General features: G+C 72.3%; 24 protein-coding genes, 1 tRNA gene and 1 pseudogene. 9 read left to right on the top strand and 17 right to left on the bottom strand.

Going from position 1 to position 23,653, the window contains the following annotated elements:
• The first annotated feature begins 25 nt into the window (after positions 1-25).
• The gene (locus tag ACIRQ9_RS25260; RefSeq protein WP_404177661.1) at positions 26-1,528 is read left to right on the top strand and encodes an FHA domain-containing protein; all 1,503 of its coding nucleotides are present in this window, start codon (positions 26-28) and stop codon (positions 1,526-1,528) included.
• A gap of 21 nt (positions 1,529-1,549) precedes the next feature.
• Here the strand turns inward: ACIRQ9_RS25260 and ACIRQ9_RS25255 are convergent, their stop codons facing one another.
• Complete coding sequence (locus ACIRQ9_RS25255) at positions 1,550-2,533, bottom strand: methyltransferase domain-containing protein (protein ID WP_404177658.1); 984 nt, start codon at positions 2,531-2,533, stop codon at positions 1,550-1,552.
• Between the two features lie 78 nt (positions 2,534-2,611).
• On the opposite strand from ACIRQ9_RS25255, the gene ACIRQ9_RS25250 reads away from it, so the two are divergent.
• Entirely contained in the window at positions 2,612-3,016 is a 405-nt protein-coding gene (locus ACIRQ9_RS25250) for a globin (RefSeq protein ID WP_404177655.1), read from the top strand.
• Between the two features lie 15 nt (positions 3,017-3,031).
• Here ACIRQ9_RS25250 and ACIRQ9_RS25245 read toward each other — a convergent pair whose 3' ends face one another.
• The 4 genes from ACIRQ9_RS25245 to ACIRQ9_RS25230 all read right to left on the bottom strand — a co-directional run bounded on the left by ACIRQ9_RS25245 (position 3,032) and on the right by ACIRQ9_RS25230 (position 7,129).
• Complete coding sequence (locus ACIRQ9_RS25245) at positions 3,032-3,700, bottom strand: hypothetical protein (RefSeq protein WP_404177652.1); 669 nt, start codon at positions 3,698-3,700, stop codon at positions 3,032-3,034.
• On the bottom strand, positions 3,697-4,107 hold the full coding sequence (locus ACIRQ9_RS25240) for an acyl-CoA thioesterase (RefSeq protein WP_404177649.1): 411 nt from the start codon (positions 4,105-4,107) through the stop codon (positions 3,697-3,699). The genes ACIRQ9_RS25245 and ACIRQ9_RS25240 overlap by 4 nt, the downstream gene beginning before the upstream one ends.
• Positions 4,108-4,113: 6 nt before the next feature.
• Entirely contained in the window at positions 4,114-5,778 is a 1,665-nt protein-coding gene (gene ettA, locus ACIRQ9_RS25235) for an energy-dependent translational throttle protein EttA (RefSeq protein WP_404177646.1), read from the bottom strand.
• Positions 5,779-6,373: 595 nt separating this feature from the next.
• On the bottom strand, positions 6,374-7,129 hold the full coding sequence (locus tag ACIRQ9_RS25230; RefSeq protein ID WP_404177643.1) for a GntR family transcriptional regulator: 756 nt from the start codon (positions 7,127-7,129) through the stop codon (positions 6,374-6,376).
• 78 nt (positions 7,130-7,207) lie between these two features.
• Here ACIRQ9_RS25230 and ACIRQ9_RS25225 point away from each other — a divergent pair.
• The 6 genes and pseudogenes from ACIRQ9_RS25225 (at position 7,208) to ACIRQ9_RS25200 (ending at position 11,259) form a co-directional block, all read left to right on the top strand.
• A pseudogene (locus tag ACIRQ9_RS25225) lies at positions 7,208-7,485 on the top strand (hypothetical protein).
• Positions 7,486-8,078: 593 nt separating this feature from the next.
• The gene (locus ACIRQ9_RS25220) at positions 8,079-8,402 is read left to right on the top strand and encodes a hypothetical protein (protein WP_404177945.1); all 324 of its coding nucleotides are present in this window, start codon (positions 8,079-8,081) and stop codon (positions 8,400-8,402) included.
• Between the two features lie 331 nt (positions 8,403-8,733).
• Entirely contained in the window at positions 8,734-8,904 is a 171-nt protein-coding gene (locus tag ACIRQ9_RS25215; protein ID WP_404177640.1) for a hypothetical protein, read from the top strand.
• A 311-nt stretch (positions 8,905-9,215) separates the two neighbouring features.
• Positions 9,216-9,860 carry a DUF6000 family protein gene (locus ACIRQ9_RS25210; RefSeq protein WP_404177637.1) on the top strand — a complete coding sequence of 215 codons (645 nt, stop codon included), beginning with the start codon at positions 9,216-9,218 and terminating at the stop codon, positions 9,858-9,860.
• Positions 9,861-9,897: 37 nt separating this feature from the next.
• Positions 9,898-10,569, top strand: a complete 672-nt coding sequence (locus ACIRQ9_RS25205; RefSeq protein ID WP_404177634.1) for a hypothetical protein — start codon at positions 9,898-9,900, stop codon at positions 10,567-10,569.
• 198 nt (positions 10,570-10,767) lie between these two features.
• Positions 10,768-11,259, top strand: coding sequence for a DUF3761 domain-containing protein (locus ACIRQ9_RS25200; RefSeq protein ID WP_404177631.1), 492 nt, complete (start codon positions 10,768-10,770; stop codon positions 11,257-11,259).
• 49 nt (positions 11,260-11,308) lie between these two features.
• On the opposite strand, the gene ACIRQ9_RS25195 is transcribed toward ACIRQ9_RS25200, so the two are convergent.
• The 5 genes from ACIRQ9_RS25195 to ACIRQ9_RS25175 form a co-directional block, all read right to left on the bottom strand.
• Positions 11,309-11,677 carry a hypothetical protein gene (locus ACIRQ9_RS25195; RefSeq protein ID WP_404177628.1) on the bottom strand — a complete coding sequence of 123 codons (369 nt, stop codon included), beginning with the start codon at positions 11,675-11,677 and terminating at the stop codon, positions 11,309-11,311.
• Positions 11,678-11,721: 44 nt separating this feature from the next.
• Positions 11,722-13,104 (bottom strand): Cys-Gln thioester bond-forming surface protein, encoded by a 1,383-nt coding sequence (locus tag ACIRQ9_RS25190; RefSeq protein WP_404177625.1) that lies wholly within the window; start codon positions 13,102-13,104, stop codon positions 11,722-11,724.
• Between the two features lie 371 nt (positions 13,105-13,475).
• Complete coding sequence (locus ACIRQ9_RS25185) at positions 13,476-13,943, bottom strand: single-stranded DNA-binding protein (RefSeq protein ID WP_404177622.1); 468 nt, start codon at positions 13,941-13,943, stop codon at positions 13,476-13,478.
• 216 nt (positions 13,944-14,159) lie between these two features.
• Positions 14,160-16,541, bottom strand: a complete 2,382-nt coding sequence (locus tag ACIRQ9_RS25180; protein ID WP_404177618.1) for a GTPase — start codon at positions 16,539-16,541, stop codon at positions 14,160-14,162.
• Positions 16,542-16,544: 3 nt separating this feature from the next.
• Positions 16,545-18,152, bottom strand: coding sequence for a dynamin family protein (locus ACIRQ9_RS25175; protein WP_404177615.1), 1,608 nt, complete (start codon positions 18,150-18,152; stop codon positions 16,545-16,547).
• Positions 18,153-18,472: 320 nt separating this feature from the next.
• Between ACIRQ9_RS25175 and ACIRQ9_RS25170 the strand changes: the two genes are divergently transcribed.
• Positions 18,473-18,545: transfer RNA gene (locus ACIRQ9_RS25170), tRNA-Arg, on the top strand.
• A gap of 79 nt (positions 18,546-18,624) precedes the next feature.
• On the opposite strand, the gene ACIRQ9_RS25165 is transcribed toward ACIRQ9_RS25170, so the two are convergent.
• From ACIRQ9_RS25165 to ACIRQ9_RS25135, 7 genes are all read right to left on the bottom strand, one after another.
• Positions 18,625-19,314 carry a GAF and ANTAR domain-containing protein gene (locus ACIRQ9_RS25165; protein ID WP_404177612.1) on the bottom strand — a complete coding sequence of 230 codons (690 nt, stop codon included), beginning with the start codon at positions 19,312-19,314 and terminating at the stop codon, positions 18,625-18,627.
• 163 nt (positions 19,315-19,477) lie between these two features.
• Positions 19,478-19,786 carry an acyl carrier protein gene (locus tag ACIRQ9_RS25160; RefSeq protein WP_404177609.1) on the bottom strand — a complete coding sequence of 103 codons (309 nt, stop codon included), beginning with the start codon at positions 19,784-19,786 and terminating at the stop codon, positions 19,478-19,480.
• 4 nt (positions 19,787-19,790) lie between these two features.
• Complete coding sequence (locus ACIRQ9_RS25155) at positions 19,791-20,366, bottom strand: nuclear transport factor 2 family protein (protein WP_404177606.1); 576 nt, start codon at positions 20,364-20,366, stop codon at positions 19,791-19,793.
• 35 nt (positions 20,367-20,401) lie between these two features.
• On the bottom strand, positions 20,402-20,731 hold the full coding sequence (locus ACIRQ9_RS25150) for an acyl-CoA carboxylase epsilon subunit (RefSeq protein WP_404177603.1): 330 nt from the start codon (positions 20,729-20,731) through the stop codon (positions 20,402-20,404).
• Positions 20,728-22,239: an acyl-CoA carboxylase subunit beta gene (locus ACIRQ9_RS25145; protein WP_404177942.1), complete on the bottom strand. Its 1,512-nt coding sequence runs from the start codon at positions 22,237-22,239 to the stop codon at positions 20,728-20,730. The genes ACIRQ9_RS25150 and ACIRQ9_RS25145 overlap by 4 nt, the downstream gene beginning before the upstream one ends.
• 103 nt (positions 22,240-22,342) lie before the next feature.
• On the bottom strand, positions 22,343-23,200 hold the full coding sequence (locus tag ACIRQ9_RS25140) for a 4'-phosphopantetheinyl transferase family protein (RefSeq protein ID WP_404177600.1): 858 nt from the start codon (positions 23,198-23,200) through the stop codon (positions 22,343-22,345).
• Positions 23,197-23,652, bottom strand: a complete 456-nt coding sequence (locus ACIRQ9_RS25135) for an acyl carrier protein (protein ID WP_404177597.1) — start codon at positions 23,650-23,652, stop codon at positions 23,197-23,199. Before ACIRQ9_RS25135 ends, ACIRQ9_RS25140 begins: the two co-directional genes overlap by 4 nt.
• Between the last annotated feature and the right edge of the window lies 1 nt (position 23,653).

Genomic DNA, 23,653 nt, shown 5'->3' with positions numbered 1-23,653 from the left:
ACCTGACAGAGAGGGAACCACCGACATGCCGACCTGCCCGAACGGACACCAGTCGGGTTCCGACGACTGGTGCGAGGTGTGCGGTCACCGCATGGCCGGTGCCGTGCCCCCGCTGCCCCCGCCCCCGCCGACCGCCGACGGTTACGGCTTCCCGCCGCCCGGGCCCGGCGCCCAGTCCGGCGGCCGCCACCTGTCCGCGGTGCCGAACGCGCACGAGCCGGAGCTGTGCCCGCAGTGCCGCACGCCCCGGGAGGGCGGCGCGCCGTTCTGCGAGGAGTGCCGCTGGAACTTCCTGACCAACACGGCCACCTCGTACACCCCGGCCGCCCCGCGCCCGCCCGCCGGCGGCGGCCCGGCCGCGCCGACCTTCCGGCCGCCCGCCCCGCCGTCGTACGGCGGCAACACCGACTCCTACGAGTACCAGGGCTCGCGCCCCTCCCAGGTGAACCGCCCCGCGGAGCCGATCCCCTCGTTCGGCAGCGAGCCCTCGGGCCCGACGCCGTTCGCGAACGAGCGCGGCGGCGGCCCGTCGGGCCCGCCCGGACCTCCGGCCTTCGGCGACCGCGGCCAGGGCGGCCCGCCCGCGTTCGGCGGCGACCGCGGCCAGCAGGGACCCCCCGCCTTCGGCGGCGACCGCGGGCCCTCCGGCCCTCCGCCGTTCGGTGACCGCGGCCAGTCCGGACCCTCCGGGTTCGGCGGCGACCGCGGCCCGTCCTCGCCCCCGCCCTTCGGCGGCGAGCGCGGCCCCTCGGCTCCCCCGCCGGCCTACGGCGGCGCTCCGGCGCAGACCTCCGGCGGCCCGTCCGCGTTCGGCGGCCCGCCCGGCGCCGGCCCGTCCTCCGGTCCCTTCAGCCGCGACCCGTCCCGCCCGCAGTCCGGCGCGACCACCGGCGGCGCTCCCGGTGCCTTCCAGCAGTCGGCTCCGCCCGCACCGCCCGGCTTCCCGCAGGAGACCGGCAGGCCCGCGCCCGGCGGCCCGTCCTTCGGCGGCGACGACGACTGGGTGATCTCGCCGCCCGCGGGCGGCCCCGGCGGACCCCAGGCTCCCGCGCAGGGCGGTTACGGCTACCCGCAGCCCGGCGCCCCTGCCGGTCCCGGCTTCCCGCAGGCCCCTCAGGGCCCGGCGACCTGGACGGCGACGATCGGCCCGGACCGCGCGTACTTCATGGCCATGATGCAGCGCTCGGGCCCGGAGGCGGCCGGCCTCAACCTGCCCGCCTACTCCCCCGAGCAGCAGCGCACCCTGGCCGGCAACCAGGTCACCATCGGCCGCCGCCGGCACTCCACCGGCGACACCCCGGACATCGACCTGGCGGTGCCGCCGGAGGACCCGGGCGTCTCGCACCAGCACGCGGTCCTGGTCCAGCAGCCGGACGGCAGCTGGGCGGTCGTCGACCAGAACTCGACGAACGGCACCACGGTGAACGGCGGCGAGGAGCCGATCCAGCCCTTCGTCCCGGTGCCGCTGCAGGACGGGGACCGGGTGCACGTGGGCGCCTGGACGACGATCACCGTCCGCCGGGGCTGAGCCGGACCGCCCGCGGGGGACTCAGACCGGGAGCGGCCAGACCCACGGCCCCTCCCGGTCGTCCAGCCACAGCCACGCGCCGTCCGGCGCGACGGTGACCCCGTACCGCTCCCGTCCCGGCCTGCCCGCGCGCTCCCAGACCCGGTGCGCCTCCCGTGGGCCGAGCACGCCCCGGGTCAGCTCCAGCAGGAACCGGAACAGCTCCTCGTCGAGGGCCCGGGACGGCACTCCGGTCACGTCCGGCGGCTCCTGGGGGCGCGGCCCGCGCAGCGGCACGAAGAAGGCCGCCGACGGCAGGAACCGGCCCTCGGCGCACCCGCCGCCCCGGACGGCCAGCGCCAGCAGGCCCGTGGCCACCGGCGCGAGGATCCGGCCGCCCGCCGTGCACTGCGCGACCCACGCCCGCGGCACACCCGTCGTGGCGCAGGTCGCGATGATCCGGTCGAACGGCGCGCGGGCCGGCACGCCCCGCGTCCCGTCCCCGGTGACGACGGCCGGCCGGTGCCCGGCCGCGGCCAGGTGCCGCCGCGCCGACTCGGTGATCTCCGGATCGACGTCGACGGTGGTGACGAGATCGTCGTCGCCGAGCCGGTGTGCCAGCAGCGCCGCGTTGTACCCGGTGCCGGCGCCGATCTCCAGCACCCGGTCGCCGTCGGCCACCCCCAGCGCGACCAGCATCCGGGCCATCAGCGAGGGCTGGCTGCTGGAGGAGAGCAGCCGGCCGTCGCGCAGCCGGGTGGCCAGCGGCACGTCCTCGTAGGCGCCCCGCACCCAGCGCTCCCGGGCCCGCGGGTCGGCGCTCTCGCCCCAGCGGCGTTCCTGACCGTCCGCTCCGGTCACGTAGTAGTACGGCACGAACAGATGCCGGGGCACCGCGGCGAAGGCCTCCCGCCACACCGGCTCCGCCGCCCAGACGCCCTCGGCGTCGATCTCCCGCACCAGCTCGCCCCGCGCGATCGCGGCGAGCCCTTCGATGTCGGGGACCTCGAAGTCCTGAGCGCCCATGCGTCCACCCTAGAACCCCGCACGGGCGAGGGTCCTAAGCCTTCAGTCCTCGGCCTGCGCGTCTGAGACCATGTACGGGTGAGAGAGATTCGGCGCGGCACGCTGCAGGAGAAGACCTTCTACGAGCAGGTCGGCGGGGAGGAGACCTTCCGCAGGCTGGTCCACCGTTTCTACGAGGGCGTCGCCGGGGACCCGCTCCTCAAGGCGATGTACCCGGAGGAGGACCTGGGCCCGGCCGAGGAACGGCTCACCCTGTTCCTCATGCAGTACTGGGGCGGCCCCACGACCTACAGCGACAACCGCGGCCACCCCCGGCTGCGGATGCGGCACGCCCCCTTCACCGTGGACCGGGCCGCGCACGACGCCTGGCTGCGGCACATGCGGGTGGCCGTGGACGAGCTGGGCCTGTCCGAGGAACACCGCGAGACCCTGTGGAACTACCTCACCTACGCGGCCGCCTCGATGGTGAACACCCCGGACTGACCGCGGGACGCCGGGTCAGCGGACGCTGACGTCCAGCGCCCCGAGTCCCGCCCGCCGTACGGCGATCGACCCGAACGGCGTGCGCAGCCGCAGCCACGCGCCCGCGGAGAGCAGGACGGCCTCGTCGGCCGGGCGCAGGAAGCGCAGCGACTGGGCCGCGTGCACGGCCCGTACCGGAAGCCGGGTGCCGCCCACGGTCCGGGACCAGATGTCCCGCCCGATCCGGTCGAGTTCGGCCCTGGTTCGGCTCTGCGGCGCCAACTCCGCCGTACGGGAGCGGAATTCACTCACCGCGGCGGCCACGGTGGCCGCCAGCGCCCGGGGTGCGGGCAGTCCCGGTTCCTCGGTCCAGCCGCCGCGTGGCGGCAGCACGCCCGCCCACGGCGGTCCGGTGACCGCGCCCGGCACTCCGGCCGTGGCGGCCTGCTCGTCCACCGACTCCAGCAACTGACCCGCGGAGACGGTCAGATCGAGCGTGATGTCCAGGCCGCTCTCGTACGGCTTGGCGAGCCGGACCGCGCGGATCGCCAGCACCTCGAAGGACGGCGGCCGCCCGAAGACGGCCAGCGCGGTGCCGGCCGCCTGGAGGCGTACCGCGGCCGAACGGTCGTAGTGCAGCAGCCGGGACAGGAAGGCCGCGAGATCCGCCGCCTCCCCGTCGTCGGCCAGATGGAGCACCGTCATGCGGCGACGGCCTCCTCCTTGTCGTCCCGGTACTCCTCCAGGAAGTCCCGCTCCTCGGCGGTGATCCGGCGCGGCCGGCCCGTCTCGAAGTCGAAGGGCACGACCACCGTGGAGGCCCGTACGTAGATCGTGTCGTCGTCCTTCACCTCGTAGGTGATGGTGAAGGAGGCGGCCCTGATCTCCGTGATCCACAGCTCGATGTCCACCGGGTGATGCCGGTGGACGAGCTGCCGCTTGTAGTCGATCTCGTGGCGGGCCACCACCGACCCCTGCTTGAAGTCCTTTTCCGGCCGGAACAGGAAATCGATACGCGCTTCTTCCAGGTAGCGGATGAAGACCACGTTGTTGACATGGCCGTACGCGTCCATGTCGGACCAGCGCAGGGGGCAGCGGTAGTGGTGGCGCAAGTGCGATCAGCCCCGGGTCAGCTTCTTGTAGGTGGCGCGGTGCGGACGCGCGGCGTCCGGTCCGAGCCGCTCGATCTTGTTCTTCTCGTACGACTCGAAGTTGCCCTCGAACCAGAACCACTTGGACTCGCCCTCGTAGGCGAGGATGTGGGTGGCGACCCGGTCCAGGAACCAGCGGTCGTGGGAGACGACCACGGCGCAGCCGGGGAACTCCAGCAGCGCGTTCTCCAGGCTGGAGAGGGTCTCGACGTCCAGGTCGTTGGTCGGCTCGTCGAGGAGCAGCAGGTTGCCGCCCTGCTTGAGGGTGAGCGCCAGGTTGAGGCGGTTGCGCTCACCGCCGGACAGGACACCGGTCGGCTTCTGCTGGTCCGGGCCCTTGAACCCGAACGCGGACACGTACGCCCGGCTCGGCATCTCGACCTGGCCGACGTTGATGTAGTCGAGCCCGTCGGACACGACCTCCCACAGCGTCTTCTTCGGGTCGAGGTGGGAACGGCCCTGGTCGACGTAGGAGATCTTGACGGTCTCGCCGACCTTGATGTCGCCGGAGTCCGGCGTCTCCAGGCCCTGGATCATCTTGAACAGGGTGGTCTTGCCGGCGCCGTTCGGACCGATGACGCCGACGATGCCGTTGCGCGGCAGCGTGAAGCTGAGGCCGTCGACGAGGACCTTCTCACCGAAGGCCTTGTTCAGCTTGTCGACCTCGACCACGACGCTGCCGAGCCGCGGGCCCGGCGGGATCTGGATCTCCTCGAAGTCCAGCTTCCGCATCTTGTCGGCCTCGGCGGCCATCTCCTCGTACCGCGCGAGCCGGGCCTTGGACTTGGCCTGGCGTCCCTTGGCGTTGGAGCGGACCCACTCCAGCTCTTCCTTGAGGCGCTTCTGCCGCTTGGCGTCCTTCTGGCCCTCGACCTTGAGGCGGGTCGCCTTGGTCTCCAGGTACGTGGAGTAGTTGCCCTCGTACGGGTAGGCGCGGCCGCGGTCGAGTTCGAGGATCCACTCGGCGACGTTGTCCAGGAAGTACCGGTCGTGGGTGATGGCCACGACGGTGCCGGCGTACTTGGCGAGGTGCTGCTCCAGCCAGTTCACCGACTCGGCGTCGAGGTGGTTGGTGGGCTCGTCGAGGAGCAGCAGGTCAGGGGCTTCCAGGAGCAGCTTGCAGAGCGCGACACGGCGCTTCTCACCACCGGAGAGGGTGGTGACGGGCCAGTCGCCGGGCGGGCAGCCCAGCGCGTCCATGGCCTGCTCCAGCTGGGCGTCGAGGTCCCACGCGTTGGCGTGGTCCAGGTCCTCCTGCAGTTTGCCCATCTCGTCGAGCAGCGCGTCCGAGTAGTCGGTCGCCATCAGCTCGGCGATCTCGTTGAACCGGTCGAGCTTGCCCTTGATCTCGGCGACGCCCTCCTGGACGTTCTCCAGGACGGTCTTGTCCTCGGTGAGCGTGGGCTCCTGCATCAGGATGCCGACGCTGTAACCGGGCGAGATGAAGGCGTCGCCGTTGGACGGCTGCTCCAGGCCCGCCATGATCTTCAGCACGGTCGACTTGCCGGCGCCGTTCGGACCGACGACGCCGATCTTCGCCCCCGGCAGGAAGTTCAGGGTGACATCGTCGAGGATCACCTTGTCGCCGTGCGCTTTACGCGCCTTGCGCATGGTGTAAATGAACTCAGCCAAGAGAAACCGTCCGGCAGCTTGAATCTGGCAGTGGGCAGATACACCCCATCTTGCCTGACGTCCAGGCTTGGGTGTTAACCCGTTTGGTCGGGGGGCTGTGACCTGGGGGTTCGCCGGTGTTCTCCGTGGTCCACCTGTCACTGTCGGTTACCACCGGTCACCCACGGCGCCCCTCGGACGGCCCAGGAACGGCCCAGCAGCCAGCTGACTCGTGGACCAAGGACAGGGCCTGTTCGGTAAGGACAGGGCCTGTTCGGTACCGTCGGGACCGTGGCGGTCCCTGGCGAGGATGCCTTGCCCCTCCAGCTGGCGCCTCCCTGAGAGAGGTGGACATCGGGCACGGTGTTGTGGACGCGAGGAAGTCGGGGACCGATCACACGAACGACCTTGAAAACCGTCGTGGCACGCGTCACCGTGGGTTCAAATCCCACACCCACCGCATGACGCGAACGGCCCCTGACCAGGTAAGACGGTCAGGGACCGTTACCGTGTGCGCTCCCCGTCGGACACCGCTGTTCTCCCTGGTTTCCCGCTCTATCGGGCACGCAAGGGGCACGGCTTCAGGGCCTCGGATCACGGACTGAGGGGCTGTCGCCTACCGGTTGATGGGAATCTCGTAGACGATCTCGCAGTGAGCGGCGGGCACGATGATGTCCGCGGTCTCGACGGGCCGTCCCTGGTCGCTGTAGTAGGTCCGCCGGATGTGGGTGACGAGAGCGGCCTTCTGGATGCCGAGGAGTGATGCCTCCTCGGCGGTCGCCTGCCGGGGCTCGGGCTGCTCCACGGCGTGGCTGACGGTGATCCCGATGGCGGCCATCCGGTTCACGACGCCCGTCCCGGCGTGCGGGCCGCCCTCGGGGAGGACGACGAGGGTGCCGGCGGTGAGGTCGTAGGGCTCCCAGCTCGTGGAGAGCTGCACAGGCCTGCCGTCGGCCAGGAACTCGTACGAGGTCCGCACGCACAGGTCGCCCTCGGCGATGCCCAGCCGTGCGGCGATGTCGGCGGGAGCGGGGACCTTGGCATCGGTACGGCTCTCCCAGTCGCCTTGCTTGCCGAGGGCCTGCATGCCCGCGCGGAACGGCGACCCTTGGGGCTGCTCGCGCGCAGAGGACCGGACGACCCGCACGCGCTGCCGTGGCTCGGCGACGTACGTACCCGATCCGGCTCGCCCCTCCAGCACACCCTGCGAGATCAGCAGTTCCTGCGCCCGGCGGACGACGTTCTCGCCCACGCCGCACTCCTGGCCGATCTGCGCGCGGGAGGGGAGGCGATCTCCCGGCTCCCACACATGCTCCGCGATCCGCCGCCGGAGTTCGTCGGCGATGCGGAGGTAAGGCGGCTGCTCAGACATGTGGAAAATCTAGTCCACTAGCTCTAATCTAGTTAACTAGCTTCACTGAAAGTGATCGCCGGTGACGGAGGCTGCCCTGTGCCCGCTTCGGGAGTTAGCGCGGCGGCCATCGCCGCCCGGCTGTCCGCCGTCGGGCTCCCCACGCGCGTGGAGGAACGCGCCGACTTCACGTCGGTCGAGGCGGAGTTACCGGAATCGCTCTCCGCCGAGTCGTGGAGGGAGGTCCTGGAGGTGGTCGCCGAAGCCGACCGGTTCGGGCTCCACGCCACCAGCTTGAGCGGCCGCACCCTCTGGGCGGTCGTACGCAAAGCGGTCCCGCGGCGGGCGATGCCGGGGGACCGAGCCATCAGCGATAGGAGCTGATTCAGCGTGCTCAACCGTATCCGCCGCGCCGTCGCCCGCACCAGGGCGCGGTACGTCCCCAAGGGCAGGCACCGCCGCTGCTTAGCGCCACCTCGGCTGCCAGCTGCCCGCGTGTCCCCCGCGCCCGTTGACGGGCCAACGGTCGCCCTGGGAATGGTCTCCGCCCGGACGGGCCACCGCGACTTGCTCAGAGGGGAGGACACCCCGCTTGTCCGCCCGTACTTGCTGGCTTGGGAGAAGCGCGTACGACAGCACTCGGTGGACGCCGTGGCCGGTGAGGCGCCGGCCGACGCGAGGTCCGTCCTTCTGGGGGTCGGCTGATGCCCCCGCAACAGCAGTCGGGCGACCTGGACGCTTGGGCCACCCCATACCGCTCAACTGCCTGCCGCGTCGGCACGCACCACGAGTGCGCGGAGTCCTCTCCGGCTTCGGCACCAGTCGACGTCCCAGTGATCTACGAAGCGTGTGACTGCTCGTGCCACGCGACATCCGCACCATCCGCTCCCAGGGCGTCAACGCGGTGAGCGCCGGGGACGCTGGCGGTCAACCGACATCCAACATCGATGATCGAGAGGCAGGCGCAGGGGTGACCGCACACAGCGGGCTGAGGCTTCTTCCGTGGGTCGGTCCGGAGGGCAAGCCCTGCTACCTGAACACCGACGACCCGGAAGGCTTCATGTCCCGCCTCGCGGACCATATCGAGTCGATTCAACTCGGCATGGCGTCCGAACTCCTGAAGCAAGCACATCCCGTACTTGATGACGAGACAGCGAATCGGGAGGAGTTGAGTCTCCTCGCCGCGCAGCTAGCTGGCGCACTGCGTGATGTGCTGCGGGTGGCTACCAGCCGCGGCAGCGATCATGCGCCCAGCTTGAACGCGGACGCTGAATCCGGCTTACAAACTGGGTAGATGGAGTTGGGACAGGGTGGGACGCCCCCGCAAGAGGCCGGGTTGTCCCACCCCGAAACCTTCTGATCCGTAGCTCTGTAGAGATCGGTCATTGGTAGTCATACGGACCCCTGGGAGGGTTGTGAGGGCCAGTGCCGGTTGTTGACGGTTGCGGGGGTTGCTGTACTTCGCTGCTGTACCGCAGGATCGGACGATGTCACGATCAGTAGGCGCGCACACCGCCGACCCGTGCCCCCGGTGCCTCGTCGAAGCGGTCCGTCCTGGCAACTCGATGACCGTTGATGGACACAATGTGGTCGGCTACCGCTGTGATCACTGCGCGAGTGCATGGGTGCGACCCGTTGAGGATGATCTCGACGTCTATGACGTCGTCCGGGTGGACCTCCCCGACGCCACGCTCTACGGCACCGTCTGGCGGGTGGAAGCCGACCGTGTCCAAGTGCGCGGAGCGGCCGGTGAATGGCTGCTGTGGGTCGACCGTTGGCGAGTCACCGTCTACTGAAAGCCGGTCCCCCGATGAAGTTCCGAACTCGGGAAGAACCCGACTGAGCGGCACTGGCCGCGCACCACACCACCGTCAAGACCACTCGCACGCTTTCCAACTGTGGTGGTGGGGTCTTGGGTGTCGTTCGGGGCCGTTCACCTGGGTTCATGGGCGGCCGCTTGCGGGAGTGGCTACGGGCTTCGGTCCCGTCTGAACGGCGCGAACGGCGCTGAATGAGACGGAAACTGAGACGGATGGGTACGCAGGGTCGAGGCGTCCGACCTGCCAGATTGCTGGTCTGACAGCTTCGTCCATACGAGGATGCTGCCATGCGTGGTACCGACGAAGACGACGAGCGGCTCAAGTTGATCCGCCGCTACGTCACGCCCGACCGGCGGTACCTCAAACTAGGGGGCGTCCTTCTCGGTATGGGCGGGCGGGACCGTGCCAAGTTCATGCGGAAGCTGGGCCAGGACGCCGGTGAGATCAGTCCTCGTGAACTGGGCTTGCTGCTCGACGGAGGATGGCGCGAGCGGAAGACGGCAGCCTGGCTCATCGCCGTTGCCGGCCGATCCGAGTTCCGGGAACGTCTGGGCGAACTCCTGCTCGCCAGTGAAGGGCCGTACGCGGGGCAGGCGTACTGCGTCGCTCTGGCTACCTTCGGCACCTCGGCCGACGCAGACCCCTTGGTCGCCTACCTTGACCGCTACCTGCCGCGCCATGACCTCTACTACGACCAGACGGCCGCCCTCGGCGCGCTCTTGTTGCTCGATACCAGGCTCGGTGCTGACCAGGCGGCCCGGTTCCTCACCCCGAATGGGCTCTGGCAGCAGTGGATCGAAGGGCCGCCCCGGAAAGACCGCGATACCCCCGGCAGCTACCGAGAGTTCATCGGCCGGCTCTGCTCTTTCGCTGATGAAAGTGCCGAGCACTGCCAGAAGGGCAGGCACGGTGTGATATTTCGCCGTATATAGCCACCACACCACGCCGCTGTCATGACCAGAGGGGAGCATGATGGAGCAGCTTCACAAGCTCGTCGTCCGCTACGGCGATTGCGAACAGAAGCCCGTGCGCTTCCGTCCAGGAACGTGGCGCTCACGGCTGGAGCCGCACGACGCGGCGCACGTACTCGACATCGGCGTGGAATGTGCAAATGGACCGAACGGTGACCGCCTCATCGGCAGGGGTGACCTGACACATCTTCGTGACCGTGTCGGCGACGATCCCGACAGCCTGCGTGACCTGTTCGTAGCCGTCATGATCTGGGGTTCGGGCACCACAAACGGACGCGGGCCCCGGTATACCGAAGTGGCCCTGTCCGACGTCCGCATGCCCACGGTCCTCCGGGCCACGCGCGAAGCGGTCCGAGATGGCGACCTGAGCGGGGCCTACCGGCAGTTCGTCCTCAACGGGGTGGGGCGGTCCTTCTTCACCAAGTGGTTCGCGGCGGTGGACGACCGAGACGCCATGTGTGACCGGGCCTTGATCCTCGACGACCGGGTCTTTCGCTCGCTGAACGCCCTCGGGTGGACCAGTTGGAAGGCGGCCGGCACACGCCACTGGCCCACTCGATACGCCGCCTACGTCAGCTCCATGCACGGCTGGGCCTCGTCTCTGGGAGTCACGGCGGACTGGCTTGAGTGGCTTCTCTTCCATCTGAACGGTCGCGTAGACGAGCCCTGAGCTTGCTACGAGTTCCATGACTTCACCGCGGTCCGCCCTGTGGCACCCGTGCCGACCGGTCAGGGACGCGCCGGGCAGGGCGGCAGGGCGCAGACAGCGCGGATGTCACAACTCGGTCACCTTGTTCACAGGTCCCTCACATCCGACGTGCTCGCGTAGGTAGCTTCGCCCCTCTCGTACTTGAGCAGGGGGGATCCTGTGAGCTACTACCCGCCTCAGCCGCCGTTCCAGCCTCCGGCCGGGCCGCCGCCCGTTCGGCCGGCGCCCAAGTGGGCCCGGAAGCGGTTCGTGCTGCCCGCGCTCGGCCTCGCGTTCGTCATCGGCGTGGGGAGCGCCGGCGCGGACGGCCAGGACTCGAACGCGACAAAGACGGTGGCCGACCATCGGGCGCGGCCCGCGGCGACGGCCACCGTCACCGCGACGGCCACGGCCACGGAGACCGCGCGGCCTGAGCCCGCTCCGACGGTGACGAAGACGGTCAAGGTCAAAGTGAAGGTGACCGTCACCGCGCATGCCGCCGCCGCGGGGTCGGGGTCGGGAACGTCCGGCGGTGGGTCCGGCTCGTCGGGTGGGTCCGGTTCCGCCGGCGGCGGTGCTACGGCCAGGTGCAACGACGGTACGTACTCGTACGCCGCCCACCATCAGGGGGCCTGCTCCCACCACGGCGGCGTGGCCGTCTTCTACCGGTAGTCCCGGCGGCCCGGGGTCTTCGTACCGCTCGCGCGGGCCTTCCTCGGCGTCATCCCTTCCGCGCGGTGCCGAGCCGCGGGCTGTTCAGGGAGTGGTGCAGGAGGGTGGCGGTCAGGGTGGCCGCGGCGAGGGTCCCGGCCGTGCGGAAGGCCGAGGACGAGCGCCAGGACAGGACCGACCAGCGGGACTGGGCCGACAGGACGGAGCCCGTGCTCAGCCATGAGCCCGCCGAGATCAGGGACAGGGCCGAGCCGATGGAGCCGACCGACAGGGCGCTGCCGATCGAGCCGACGGACAGGGCCGAGCCGACCGAGCCGATGGACAGGACGGATCCCACGGAGCCGATCGACAGGACCGAGTCCTCGGACCACAGGGACAGCACCGAGCCGGACGAGGTGCCGCGGGATGACTTGGTCATGGGGCCATACTGCCCCGCGCGGCCCCTCGGCGGAGGCGGGTCGGTCAGTCGGCCGTCGGGTTCTCGCGGCGGCGGAGGATCACCAGGACCGCGCCGCCGATCACCACCAGGCCGATGGCGACACCGGTGATCACGCCGGTCGCGGAGTCACCGCCGGTCGCGGCGAGGTTGACGTCGGAGGCGGTGCCGCCGACCGAGGCGGGGCTCGGCTCGCTGAGGGTCTGGGCGGCGAGCCCGCTGTCGGCGGCCTGGGTCTTGCAGTCGAAGACGCCGGTGAAGCGCCGCTCCAGGCCGCCCGCGCCGGTGATCGTGAAGTCGTAGACCTGGTCCTCCTGGAGCGGGATGGTCACCGTCCGCGAGGTGTTCGCGGGGATGGTGTGCTCGGTGTCCATCAGCTCGAAGGTGAACGGCTGGTCGCCGGTGTTGGCCGCGGTGATGTCCACGCCGCCCTTGGCGCAGTTCTTCTCGGCGGACAGCGCCGGTATCGCGCCCTGTGCCGCCCAGGTCGCGTTCGCGGTCGCGGCGACCGTGGACTCGCTGGACCCGGCCAGGATCTGCGTCTGGCTGCGGCTCTCGGAGGTGAAGGCGCGGCCGACCGGGACGGTGGTCGACGCCTGCACGGTGAGTTCGGCGGAGGCGTCCGTGGCGTCGTCGGGAACCTGGAAGTACAGCTCGGCGCCGTTGCGCGCCGCGGTGACGGGCCGGCCGCTCTTGTCGGTGATGCGTACGCCGGTCAGGGCCGCGTCGGCGGGCGGGACCACCGTGACGGTGCGCGCGTTGGTGTGCACCGTGACCGGGCCGAGCAGGGCGCCGGGCCGGCCGGAGACCGCGGGCGGGTCCAGGGTCAGCGACGCCTCGGGCTCCGACTGGCCGCGGGCGTTCCTCTCCAGGTAGTCGGCGAGCTTCTCGGCCTGCGGGTCCACGGCGTCGACGTGCGCGCCGTCGGAGTAGCGCCAGATCGCCACCTGGGTGCCGGCCGCCGCGTCCTGCTCGCTGAGGGCGCCGGCCCCGGCCTTGCGGGCGAGCGCGGCGAGGTCGTTGACCTGCGGGTAGGAGTTCTGCAGGATCCAGCGGATCCGGCCGGCGTTCGTGTTGGCACCCAGCGACGTGCCGCTCCAGGGCGTCTCGTGGTACTTGGCGTCCCGCTGGGTGGGGTTGTGGAGGTCGACGCAGTACGTCTGGAGCGTGCCGCCGCCGTCCACGGACATCTCGAACAGGCCCGCGGAGACCCGTTCGTCGCCGTCCGCGCCGTGCACGACGGCCTCGCCGTAGGTCTTCAGGGCGCCAATGGTCGCCGTCGCCCCGCTCTGGCTCTGCCCGGTCCCGTCGTCGGCCGCGGCCCGGCCGGCGCCGGTCAGCACGGCGGCCGCCACCAGCCCGGACGCCAGCACCGCGGCGGCGAGGCGGGCCACGCCTCTCGCGGCCACGGGCGTGCCGGAGTGCCTGGCCGACGCACCGGGCGCCGAGGGACCAGAGAACGCAACGAGCACAGAATTCCCCTTCGAGCAGGACCCCTTGAACGCGGGGGGTGGTCCCACCAGCAGAATCAGCGACCCCAGGGGCCACGCCCGGCATCCTATGGATCAGCCGGACCGCCCCCTCCCGGTGAGATGGTCCGATGAGCGATCCGATCCGTAATCGTTATCGCGGGACGCCGGGCGGGCGGCTGCCGTCGGCGCCCCCACTCGGCCTTCGCGGCGGACACTTGCGAGCTCAGCCGCCGATACACCGTCAAGGGGGCGTCAACAGGCGGCAGTTCGTGGGACCTGGCGCGAACGGAGCGTCCCGCACAGGGGCTTCACGTCACCGCCACAGGTTCCGACCGCTGTCGCTCCGAGGCGTCGGCGGGTTCCTCGGGTGTCTGCCAGTCCGGCTCCGGGCGGGGCGGTGCCGGTGCCGCCGTCTCCGGCTTGGCCGCCCGCCGGAAGGCCGCCGTGCCGCGGGCGAGGTCGTGGCCGATCGCCACCGCGTCGATGTCGGCGGAGGTCCACTGCTGGCCCTCGCGCGTCTCGGTGCGCACCTTGAGCCGCCCCTGCACGACGACCGGATCGCCGACGGAGAGCGAGGCGGCCGCGTTGGTGGCGAGCTGCCGGTTGGCCCACACCGTGAAGAAGTTGGTGTGGCCGTCCGTCCAGGTGTTCTTGTCGCGGTCCCAGTAACGCGAGGTCACCGCCAGCCGGAACCGCGCCGACGGTCCCGCCGCCAGTTCCCGGTAGACCGGCTGCGTCGCCACGTTGCCCACCGCGCAGACCAGTGTCTCGTTCATCAGGCATCCCTCCCTCGCCCGGCCGCCACGGCCGGGCCGGATCCGCCCACGGGCCCGTCCCGTACGGCTGTGTCCTGCGCGGCCACCGCCCTCGTGGCGATCGCCGCGGGACCCAGACTGCCGCCGCCGGAGCGGCCCCGCCGAGCGCTGTGGACCGCCGCCGGCCTGTGGAGAACTCCACCACCCGCACGAGTGATCCGTTTCCCCCAGGCGGCCTCACCCCACGCCGGCCCCCGTGCGCGCCACCCTCGCGTACTGCTCGCGCACCTCCTGGTAGCGCAGCAGCTCAGCCGCCACCGGATCCAGCACCCGGGCCCGGCCGCACCCGGCCGCCGCCTCCCGCAGCCGGCGTTCCGCCTCCAGTCCGTACCGCCGGGCCGGTCCCCGGGCGGCCATCCGGCAGCCCCATTCGACCAGGGGTCCGCCGACGATGCCGGCGACCATCAGCAGCACCGGCACGCCCAGATTGGGCGCCATCATCCCGGCGATCTGCCCGACCAGCCACAGCCCGCCGACCACCTGGAGGAGCGTCATGGCGGCCTGGGCGAGCACCGCCACCGGCCACCAGCCGGGCCGCGGCGGGCGGCCCGGCGGCAGCCCGGCCTGGGTGGCGAGGTCGTCCAGCGCCTCCGGTAGGCCCTGCGATCCGCGGACGGCCGCCTCGCGCACCGCCTGTGCCCACGGCGCGGGCAGTCCCGCCGAGGCCCGGTCGGAGACCGTGCGCACGGCCTGCTCGACGCGCTGGCGGGCGGTGGCCTCCTCCTCCGGCTGGGCCTGCTGGAGGCGTCCGGTGGGCTGGTCGGCGCGTCCCTGGTGCCAGCGCCACAGCCTCAGCCACGGGGTGCCGCAGGCCCGGTTGGCGTTGCGCAGCCAGGCGCGTTCGGCGGCGTCGCCGGCGGCGGTGGCGCCCACCGCGTCGGCGAGCCGGGCCGCGAAGTCCTCGCGCGCCTCCTCGCTGAGTCCGGCGCGGCGCCCGGTGGCGTACACGGGCCGCAGCCCGGCCGCGGCGGCGTCGACGTCGGCGGCGACCCGGCGCGCCGCGGCGCCCCGCTCGGAGACGAACTGGCCGAGGGACTCGCGCAGTTCGCCGACGCCCTCGCCGGTGAGCGCGGACAGCGCCAGCACCGTGGCGCCCGGTTCGCCGTACTCGCCGAGCGCGACGCCGTCCTCGTCCAGCACCCGGCGCAGGTCGTCCAGGACCAGGTCGGCGGCCTCGCCGGGCAGCCGGTCGGTCTGGTTGAGGACGATGAACATGACCTCGGCGTGGCCGGACAGGGGCCGCAGGTAGCGCTCGTGGAGCACCGCGTCGGCGTACTTCTCCGGGTCGACGACCCAGATCACCGCGTCCACCAGCTTCAGGATCCGGTCGACGTGTTCGCGGTGCTGGACCACCGCCGAGTCGTGGTCGGGCAGGTCGATCAGGATCAGGCCGCGCAGCTGGGCGTCCGCCTCCGGGTTGTGCACGGGGCGGCGGCGCAGCCGGCCCGGGATGCCGAGCCGGTCGATGAGGGCGGCGCTGCCGTCGCTCCAGCTGCACGCGATGGGCGCGGCGGTGGTCGGGCGCCGTACGCCGGTCTCCGAGATGGCGACGCCGGCGAGCGCGTTGAACAGCTGCGACTTGCCGCTTCCGGTGGCGCCGGCGATGGCGATGACGGTGTGCTGGCCGGAGAGCCGGCGCCGGGCGGCGGCCTCGTCGAGGACCCGGCCGGCCTCGGAGAGGGTCTGGCTGTCGAGGCGGGTGCGGGAGAGGCCGACCAGTTCGCGCAGCGCGTCGAGGCGGGAGCGCAGCGGGCCCTCGTAGGCCAGCGGGGCCGGGGGCGGGGCGCCCGGACCCCGGGTCTCCACGACGGGGACGGCGGGTTTGGCGGTCTCGGTGACCCGGCGGGCGATGAGGCCGTCGTCCCAGACGTCCTCCTCGGCACCGGCCTCGCCGTCCCTGCCGTCCCCGCCGGTCTCGCCCGGCTGCTGCCGCTCCTGCCGCTCCTGCCGCTGATCGCGCTGCGGCTGCTCGCGTTGTTCCCGCCCGCGCGCGTGCGGGACGGTCTCGGTGTCGGTCCCCTCGGCACCCCCGGGCCGGTCCGCGGGGTCCGCGCCGGTCCCCTCACGCCGGTCGCCGGACGCCTCCGGTGCCGGGTCCTTCGCGAGGCGGGGCGCGGCGTCCCCGCGGTGGTCCGGTGCGGACGCGTCCGTCCCGGCGCCCTGCGCGGAGCCGGTCCCCGGCTCCCGTCCCCGGACCTGCCCCGCGTCCCTCCCCGAATCCCTGACCGACTCCATCGCGGTGCCCTTCGCGGTGTCCTTCGCGGCGGCCCTCACCGGGTCCTCGCCCCGTTCGTGGCCGGGGTCCGGCACGGTCTCGTGTCCGGCGTCCCGGCCCGTCTCCCGTCCGGGCGCCCGTCCCGGCCGGTGCCCCGCCTGTCGTCCCGGCTCGCGCGCGGGCTCGCGTCCCGGTTCCTGCGCGGAGCCGGGCACCGTCGGGGCGCCCTCGCGGTCGGCGGCGTACCCGCCGGTGCCGTCACCCGGACGGTCGCCTGTGTAGTCACCGGTGTGATCCATGCGTTCCATGCGATCCGTGTGGTCGTGGTCAGTGACGGCGGTCACCGGTCACCTCTCCTTCTGGAGGACGGACAGGGCGGCGATGAGTTCGGCCTGCGGCTCGGGGTGGACGTCCAGGGCGTCCAGCGGGGCGAGGCGGCGTTCGCGTTCGGTGTGCATGACGCGGTCCACGTGCTCCCCGAGCAGCCGTCCGGCGCGGTCCCGCAGCCGCAGCGCGCCGTGGGCGCCGATGCGCTCGGCGAGCCGCTCCCCCGCGGCCCGGGTGCGGCGCCCGCCGAGCAGCGCGGTGGCCACCAGGGCGGCGACGCCCTCGGAGTCCGGTGCGACGCTGCGGTCCAGCTCGCGCACCTCGTCGTCGGCGCACTCCTCCAGCTCGCGCCGCCAGCGCCGGACGGCGATGCCGATGCGGTGCTCGGCGCTCTCCAGGGAGGGGTCCCGGTCGGTGAGTCCGGGGGCGGAGGAGGCGGGTTCGCGGCGCCAGGAGTCGTCGACCCGCTCGTCGGCGGCGGTGACGGCGCACAGCAGCAGCGCGGCGAGGCTCTCCACCAGGGCGTCCAGGAGTTCGCCCGCGGCGCAGTCGACGGGGAAGGCGCGCCAGCGTTTGAGGGCGTCCCCGGCGAGGACCGCGCCGCTCTGGAGCCGGCCGCGCACGCGCGTGTGCTCGCTGTCGTAGGCCGTCTCGACGGCGGAGTTCAGCCGAAGGGCCGCGGCGTACTGGGCGGCGGCGGCGCCGGCCAGCTCGGGCAGCCGGGCCTTGAGGGAGTCGAGGACGCCGTGGGCGGTGCGGGCCAGGGTCTGCCGGCGGGCGCCGGGGTCCTGGGCCTGCTGCAGGAGCCAGGCGCGCAGCGGGGCGACGGCGGTGGCCGGGAGCAGGCCGCCGCCCCAGGCGGACTCGGGCAGCTCGGGCACCGTGAACCGGGGCACCTCGCCGAGTCCGGCCTTGGTGAGGAGGGCGCCGTACTGCCGGGAGACCTCCGAGACGACCGTGTGCGGTACCCGGTCGAGGACCGTCACCAGGGTGGCGTCGTACTCCTTGGCGGTGCGCAGCAGGTGCCAGGGGACGGCGTCCGCGTAGCGCGCGGCCGTCGTGACCATCACCCAGATGTCGGCGGCGCAGATCAGTTCGGCGGCGAGGACCCGGTTGTCGACGACGAGGGAGTCGATGTCGGGTGCGTCGAGGAGGGCCAGTCCGCGCGGGAGGCTGTCGACGGTCTCGACCCGCAGCACGCGCGCGGGGTTCTCGCCGGGGAGGAGGGGGTCGTCGCCGGGCTCCTGGTGCGGCACCCACACGCGCGTGAGTTCGGGCAGCACGCGCATGCCGCTGAACCAGTGATGGTCCTCGGGATGACAGACCAGTACCGGTGTGCGGGTCGTGGGCCGCAGCACGCCGGCCTCACTGACCCGGCGGCCCACCAGGGAGTTGACGAGGGTCGACTTGCCCGCGCCGGTGGAGCCGCCCACGACGGCGAGCAGTGGCGCTTCGGGCTCTTTGAGCCGGGGCACCAGATAGTCGTCGAGCTGGGCGAGCAGTTCGTCGCGATTGGCACGCGCGCGTGCGGCCCCGGCCAGGGGCAGCGGGAAGCGTGCGGCGGCGACACGGTCGCGCAGAGCGGAGAGCGTGTCGAGCAGCTGGGGCCGTACGTCCAAGGTCACCACATGCGAAGAATGCCCAATTTTAGGGGAATTCTGAAGCATATAGACATGTCTGCGCGCCGACAGGACACAACGGGCGGAAGGGACGACCGGGACGGAGGCACAGTCCAGGCATAACGAGTGCACAACACCCGGTGCGTCAGGCGCCAAAAGCGATGCACGATTCGTACCTGCCTGCGATTATCAGGACCGCTTCACCGAACCTCCACATCGAGCCACGGAGGCGAAGCAACCGGGACGAGGACCGGGGAGTTCTATCCTTGTCCCCGGCACCGTCACGGTCCGGTCCGGCCAGGGCAGGACGTGCGAGGCCAGCACAGCGAGCCCCCGTAGCTCAGTGGATAGAGCAGGCGCCTTCTAAGCGCTTGGCCGCAGGTTCGAGTCCTGCCGGGGGCGCCCAGAAGACGGCTCGTCCCCACCGGGCGCACGCGGCGCCCGCGGGCACGGAAGGCCGGTCACCGGTCACCCGCGGTGCTCAGGGCAGCGGGCCCTCTTCGCAGATCCGGCGGGCGACCTCGCGGAGTTTGACGTTGTTCTCCTGCGAGTAGCGGCGCAGCACGCCGAAGGCCTCCTCCTCGGAGAGGTGGTGGCCGCCCATCAGGATGCCCATGGCCTCGCCGATCACGTGCCGAGTGGCGACGGCCTGTTCCAGCTGGGCCTGGGTGCGGGCGCTGGAGAAGGCGACCGCCCCGTGGGAGGCGAGCAGCCAGCCGGCCAGTTCACTGGCCTCAGTGAAGGCCCCGGGGCGGCGGGAGTAGACGTTCAGCGCGCCCAGTTCCTCGTCCTCGGTGTACAGCAGGAAGCCCATCATGCTGCCCACGCCCAGCCGGTGGGCCGCGGGCGCGTAGGCGGGCCAGCGGGGCTGCTCGCGGGTGAAGTCGCGGATGCGGAACACCCGCTCGTCGGTCTCGGCCTGGGCGACGTCGAAGCACGGCCCCTCGGCGAGCCGCTCCTGGAGCCGGTCGCTCTCGACGACCAGCCGGTCCGTGGGCGCGAGCGTGCGCACCTCCGTGCCGCGCAGCACCAGGATGCCGGCCGCGTCGCAGCCCTCCACCAGTTCCGTGGCCGAGCCGGTGATCCGCGCCAGGGTGGCGTCGACCGACTCCTGCGCCAGCAGGTCGCGCGCCATCGCCGCCAGCTGCTGCGCGAACCGCGCCCAGTCCATCGCGTCCGCCGCCTCTCGGTCCGTCCGGCCCTCAGCATGCCACGCGCCGCGCGCCGGGCCCGGCGCGAACCCGATTCCGACATCGTTGTCGGAGGGCTGCTGTGCCGTTGGGTGCCAGATGCCGGGCATCTCGCACCCAACGGCACAGGAGCGTCCGCGAGGCTCAGGTCCGGTCCACCAAGTCGCTGAGTGTCGCGGCCAGTTCGCCCACCGACTGCTCGCGCAGGAGGTGGTGGGCGGGCACCGGGATGTTCAGGGCCGACTCCAGGGTGCGCTGGAGGGTCAGGGCCGTGAGGGAGTCGATGCCCTGGGTGTAGAGGGGACGGTCGCGGGCGATGCGGTGGGCCGGCGGGATGTCCAGGTGCTGGGCCAGATTCCGGCAGAGGAAGGTCTCGAAGGCGCGCCGGCGGTCGTCGCCGGGAGTCTCGCGCAGGGCGCCCAGGTCGAGCGCGGTGGTCGGTGTACCTGACACGGTCTCATCGTCCTTTCGTCTGGCGTGGGCGGGGCTGGGAACTGCGCAGTACGTCGGGGTCGGGGCCGGGGCGCGGGCCCGCGCCGTCGGACCACATCAGGTGGAAGCGCCAGCGGCTGAGCCGCCAGCCCTCCGGGGTGCGGACCGCCTCGCCCTCGCTGTGGCCGCCGATGTCGAAGCGGCCGTCCGGGTCCGGACCGTCGCCGTGGTGCACGTGGGACGCGACGAGGTGGATGCGGATCCGCGCGGTGTCCCCGTCCACCCGGATGCCGTAGTTGGCGGCCAGGTGGTGGGTGCGGGCGAAGCGGGACTTGCGGTCGTAGTGGAAGGCGGCGGCCTGGTCGCGGCCCTCGACGGTGCCGACCGGGAACTCCAGGCGGCAGTCCTCGGTGAAGACCGCGGCCGGCCAGGCGGGGTCGAAGCCGTTCTCGTCCTGGGTGTCGAGCAGGGTGATGTAGCGGTCGATCAGTTCGGCGACGGCCGCACGGTCCGCGAGTGCGGTGAACTCGGCGCGCAGGGCGTCGAGTTCGGCACGCAGTTCGAGGACCGTGGCGGCCCGGTCGAGGGACGGGGACGTCATGGGGTCCGTGGCTCCAATTCGGGTGAGGGGCCGGGTCAGGCCGCGGGTGAACCCGCGACCCGCCAGCCGCGGGGGTCGCGGTGCGCCGCGAGGCGTTCCGGGCGGCGCCAGCCGGCCACCGGGCGGGGCTCCAGCGGGCACGGGTCCGCGGCGGCCAGGGCGGCCGCGCGGGCCAGCAGGACGGTGGTCAGCGCGGCCAGCTCGGCGGGGCCCGCCGTGCCCTTGACGACCTTGATGACCAGCGCGCCGTCCTGGCCGGCGGGACCGGTGGCACCGCCGGCGGCCTTCGCGCCGCCGGCGACGCGCGGGCCGCCGGTGAGGGTGGCGTCCACCGCGGCGGGCGCCGCGGTCCGGGCGGCCGTCACTGCGGCGGGTTGCCGTGCTTGCGGCACGGCAGGTCGGCCTGCTTGCCGCGCAGCATCGCGAGGGCGCGGATCAGGGTGCCACGGGTCTGCCGCGGGTCGATGACGTCGTCGATCAGACCGCGTTCGGCCGCGTAGTAGGGGTGCATCAGCTCCGCCTGGTACTCCTTGATCTTCTGCGCGCGGGTGGACTCGGGGTCGTCCGCGGCCGCGATCTCCCGGCGGAAGATGACGTTCGCCGCGCCCTCCGCGCCCATCACGGCGATCTCGTTGGACGGCCAGGCCAGCGCCAGGTCGGTGCCGATGGAACGGGAGTCCATGACGATGTAGGCGCCGCCGTAGGCCTTGCGCAGCACCAGGGAGATGCGCGGCACGGTGGCGTTGCAGTAGGCGTACAGCAGCTTCGCGCCGCGCCGGATGATGCCGTTGTGCTCCTGGTCGACGCCCGGCAGGAAGCCCGGCACGTCGATCAGGGTGACCAGCGGGATGTTGAACGCGTCGCAGAACTGCACGAACCGCGCCGCCTTCTCGCTGGCGTCGATGTCCAGGACGCCCGCGAAGGACGCCGGCTGGCTGGCGACGATGCCGACGACCTCGCCGTCCAGCCGGGACAGCGCGCACACCACGTTGGTCGCGAAGCTGGGCTGGATCTCGAAGTAGTCGCCGTCGTCGACGATCTCCTCGATGACGGACCGGATGTCGTAGACCCGGCCGGGATCGTCCGGGACCAGTTCCAGGAGGCGGTCGGTGCGCCGGTCGGCGGGGTCCTCGGTCGGCACCCGGGGCGGCAGGTCGCGGTTGTTGGAGGGCAGCAGCGACAGCAGGTGCCGTACGTCCTCCAGGCAGCTGCGCACGTCGTCGTAGGCGAAGTGGGCGACGCCGGAGGCGGTGGCGTGGACGTCGGCGCCGCCGAGGTCGTTCTGGCTGATCTCCTCGCCGGTCACCGCCTTGACGACGTCCGGTCCGGTGATGAACATCTGCGCGATGTCCCGGACCATGAAGACGAAGTCGGTCAGCGCCGGCGAGTAGGCGGCGCCGCCCGCGCACGGGCCGAGCATCACGCTGATCTGCGGGATCACCCCGGAGGCGCGGGTGTTGCGCTGGAAGATGCCGCCGTAGCCGGCGAGCGCGGAGACGCCCTCCTGGATCCGGGCGCCGGCGCCGTCGTTGAGGGACACCAGCGGGGCGCCGGCCGAGACGGCCATGTCCATGATCTTGTGGATCTTCTGGGCGTGGGCCTCGCCGAGGGCACCGCCGAAGATGCGGAAGTCGTGCGCGTAGACGAAGACGGTACGGCCGTGGACGGTGCCCCAGCCGGTGATCACGCCGTCGGTGTACGGCCGCTTCTTCTCCAGGCCGAAGCCGGTGGCCCGGTGCCGGCGGAGCATCTCGACCTCGTTGAACGACCCCTCGTCGAGCAGGAGTTCGATGCGCTCGTAGGCGGTGAGCTTGCCCTTGGCGTGCTGGCGCTCGGTGGCGAGCGGATCGCCGTGCCGGGCGGCCTCCTTCATGAGACCGAGTTCCTCGATCCGCTCGGTGGCGCTCCACTGGCCGCGGTGCTCGCGGTCGTGCAGGCTCGGTCGGTCGGCTTTCTGTTCGAGTGACATTGGTGGGTCACGCTCCCCAGTCGGATACTGCGGTGTTCGTGCCGTCGGTGCCCCGGTGCACGGGCACGCCCACGGTGCCGTCGGCGTCCAGGTCGACCGTCTGTCCGGCGTACAGCGCGTAGGGCGGCACCCAGCGCACGGTGACCTGCTCGGGGGCCCCGCCGCGCACGGCGACGGCCGCGTTGTGCCGGGGCCCGGACGGCAGGTCGAGCAGCGTCCAGCCGGCCGGCCTGCGGTGCCGGTCGGCACCGAGGTAGTCGTGGCCGGGGTCGCGGGACAGACCGGTGCCCAGCGCCTTGAGGTAGGCCTCCTTGCGGGTCCACAGCCGCCCGAAGGCCGCGCGCCGCCGGCTCGCGTCGTCGAGCGCCGCCAGCTCCGCCTGCTCCCCGGGGTGGAGGGCCGGGGCGCACACCTCGACCGTCTCGGCCCGCGGCAGCCGCTCCACGTCGGCGCCGACGACCGTCCGGGAGACGGCGATCACGGCCATGCCGTGGCTGTGCGCCAGCGAGAAGTGCAGCGGCGGGTCGGGGTGGGCGACGGCCGGGCGGCCGTGCGGCTCGGCGCAGCCCGGGCAGGGCTCGCGCACGAACGGCACGTCCTGGGGGGCCAGCCCCAGGTAGGCGCCGAGCAGCCGGCGCAGGGCGACGTGCGCGGAGGCGTACGTCACCCCGTCCGTGGGCCGGACGAAGGACGCGGTCCGCCGTCGTTCCGCCTCGCTCAGCTCGGTCAGGTCGAGCAGTTCGGCCGCGGTCTCCAGCGGCGCCCGGCGGACCATCCAGACGTCCAGCTGCCCGACGGCCGGCAGCCGGGGCGCGGCCGCGAGGGTTTCGGTGCCGGACCGCAGGACCGGCATCCGCCCGATCACGTCGGGCTCGGTATGTCGTGCGCGACCAGGTGGTACTCGGCCCTCCCGGCGTGCTTGTGCGGGCTGTCCTCCGGACCGAGCTGTCCGGCCAGGCACTCCACCAGCTCGGCGGCGCTGTTGGCGCGCAGCAGCCGGTTGAGGTTGACGTCCACGCCGAGCGCGGCCTCCATCCGGCGCTGGAGTTCCAGGCCGTTGATGGAGCCGATGCCCAGGCTGTTCATCGGGCGGCCCACGGTGTCGATGCTCTCGGGTGACACCCGCAGGACCCGGGCGAGTTCGCCGCGCACGTACGCGTCGATGATCCGGGTGCGTTCGGCGAGGCCGGCGGAGGCGAGGTGCGGCAGGCTGGGCGGGATCACCTCGACGACCTGGTCGCGCTCGAACTCGTAGTCCAGATCGTCTAATTCGTCCTCCAGGTCGTCGAAGACCCAGCTCTGCGTTGTCTGGTCCATG

Source organism: Streptomyces sp. NPDC101237, from assembly GCF_044767465.1.
GTDB lineage: Bacteria > Actinomycetota > Actinomycetes > Streptomycetales > Streptomycetaceae > Streptomyces > Streptomyces gramineus.
Note: the sequence above shows the minus strand (reverse complement) of the source record. Positions and strands in the feature narration are given on the sequence as shown.

Coding starts and splice junctions, on each gene's coding strand:
- ACIRQ9_RS25205 (WP_404177634.1), top strand. CDS start 9,898: ATGATGGAGCAGCTTCACAAGCTCGTCGTCCGCTACGGCGATTGCGAA.
- ACIRQ9_RS25230 (WP_404177643.1), bottom strand. CDS start 7,129: ATGTCTGAGCAGCCGCCTTACCTCCGCATCGCCGACGAACTCCGGCGG.
- ACIRQ9_RS25245 (WP_404177652.1), bottom strand. CDS start 3,700: ATGACGGTGCTCCATCTGGCCGACGACGGGGAGGCGGCGGATCTCGCG.
- ACIRQ9_RS25260 (WP_404177661.1), top strand. CDS start 26: ATGCCGACCTGCCCGAACGGACACCAGTCGGGTTCCGACGACTGGTGC.
- ACIRQ9_RS25255 (WP_404177658.1), bottom strand. CDS start 2,533: ATGGGCGCTCAGGACTTCGAGGTCCCCGACATCGAAGGGCTCGCCGCG.
- ACIRQ9_RS25135 (WP_404177597.1), bottom strand. CDS start 23,652: ATGGACCAGACAACGCAGAGCTGGGTCTTCGACGACCTGGAGGACGAA.
- ACIRQ9_RS25210 (WP_404177637.1), top strand. CDS start 9,216: ATGCGTGGTACCGACGAAGACGACGAGCGGCTCAAGTTGATCCGCCGC.
- ACIRQ9_RS25145 (WP_404177942.1), bottom strand. CDS start 22,239: ATGAAGGAGGCCGCCCGGCACGGCGATCCGCTCGCCACCGAGCGCCAG.
- ACIRQ9_RS25185 (WP_404177622.1), bottom strand. CDS start 13,943: ATGAACGAGACACTGGTCTGCGCGGTGGGCAACGTGGCGACGCAGCCG.
- ACIRQ9_RS25155 (WP_404177606.1), bottom strand. CDS start 20,366: ATGACGTCCCCGTCCCTCGACCGGGCCGCCACGGTCCTCGAACTGCGT.
- ACIRQ9_RS25165 (WP_404177612.1), bottom strand. CDS start 19,314: ATGGACTGGGCGCGGTTCGCGCAGCAGCTGGCGGCGATGGCGCGCGAC.
- ACIRQ9_RS25195 (WP_404177628.1), bottom strand. CDS start 11,677: ATGACCAAGTCATCCCGCGGCACCTCGTCCGGCTCGGTGCTGTCCCTG.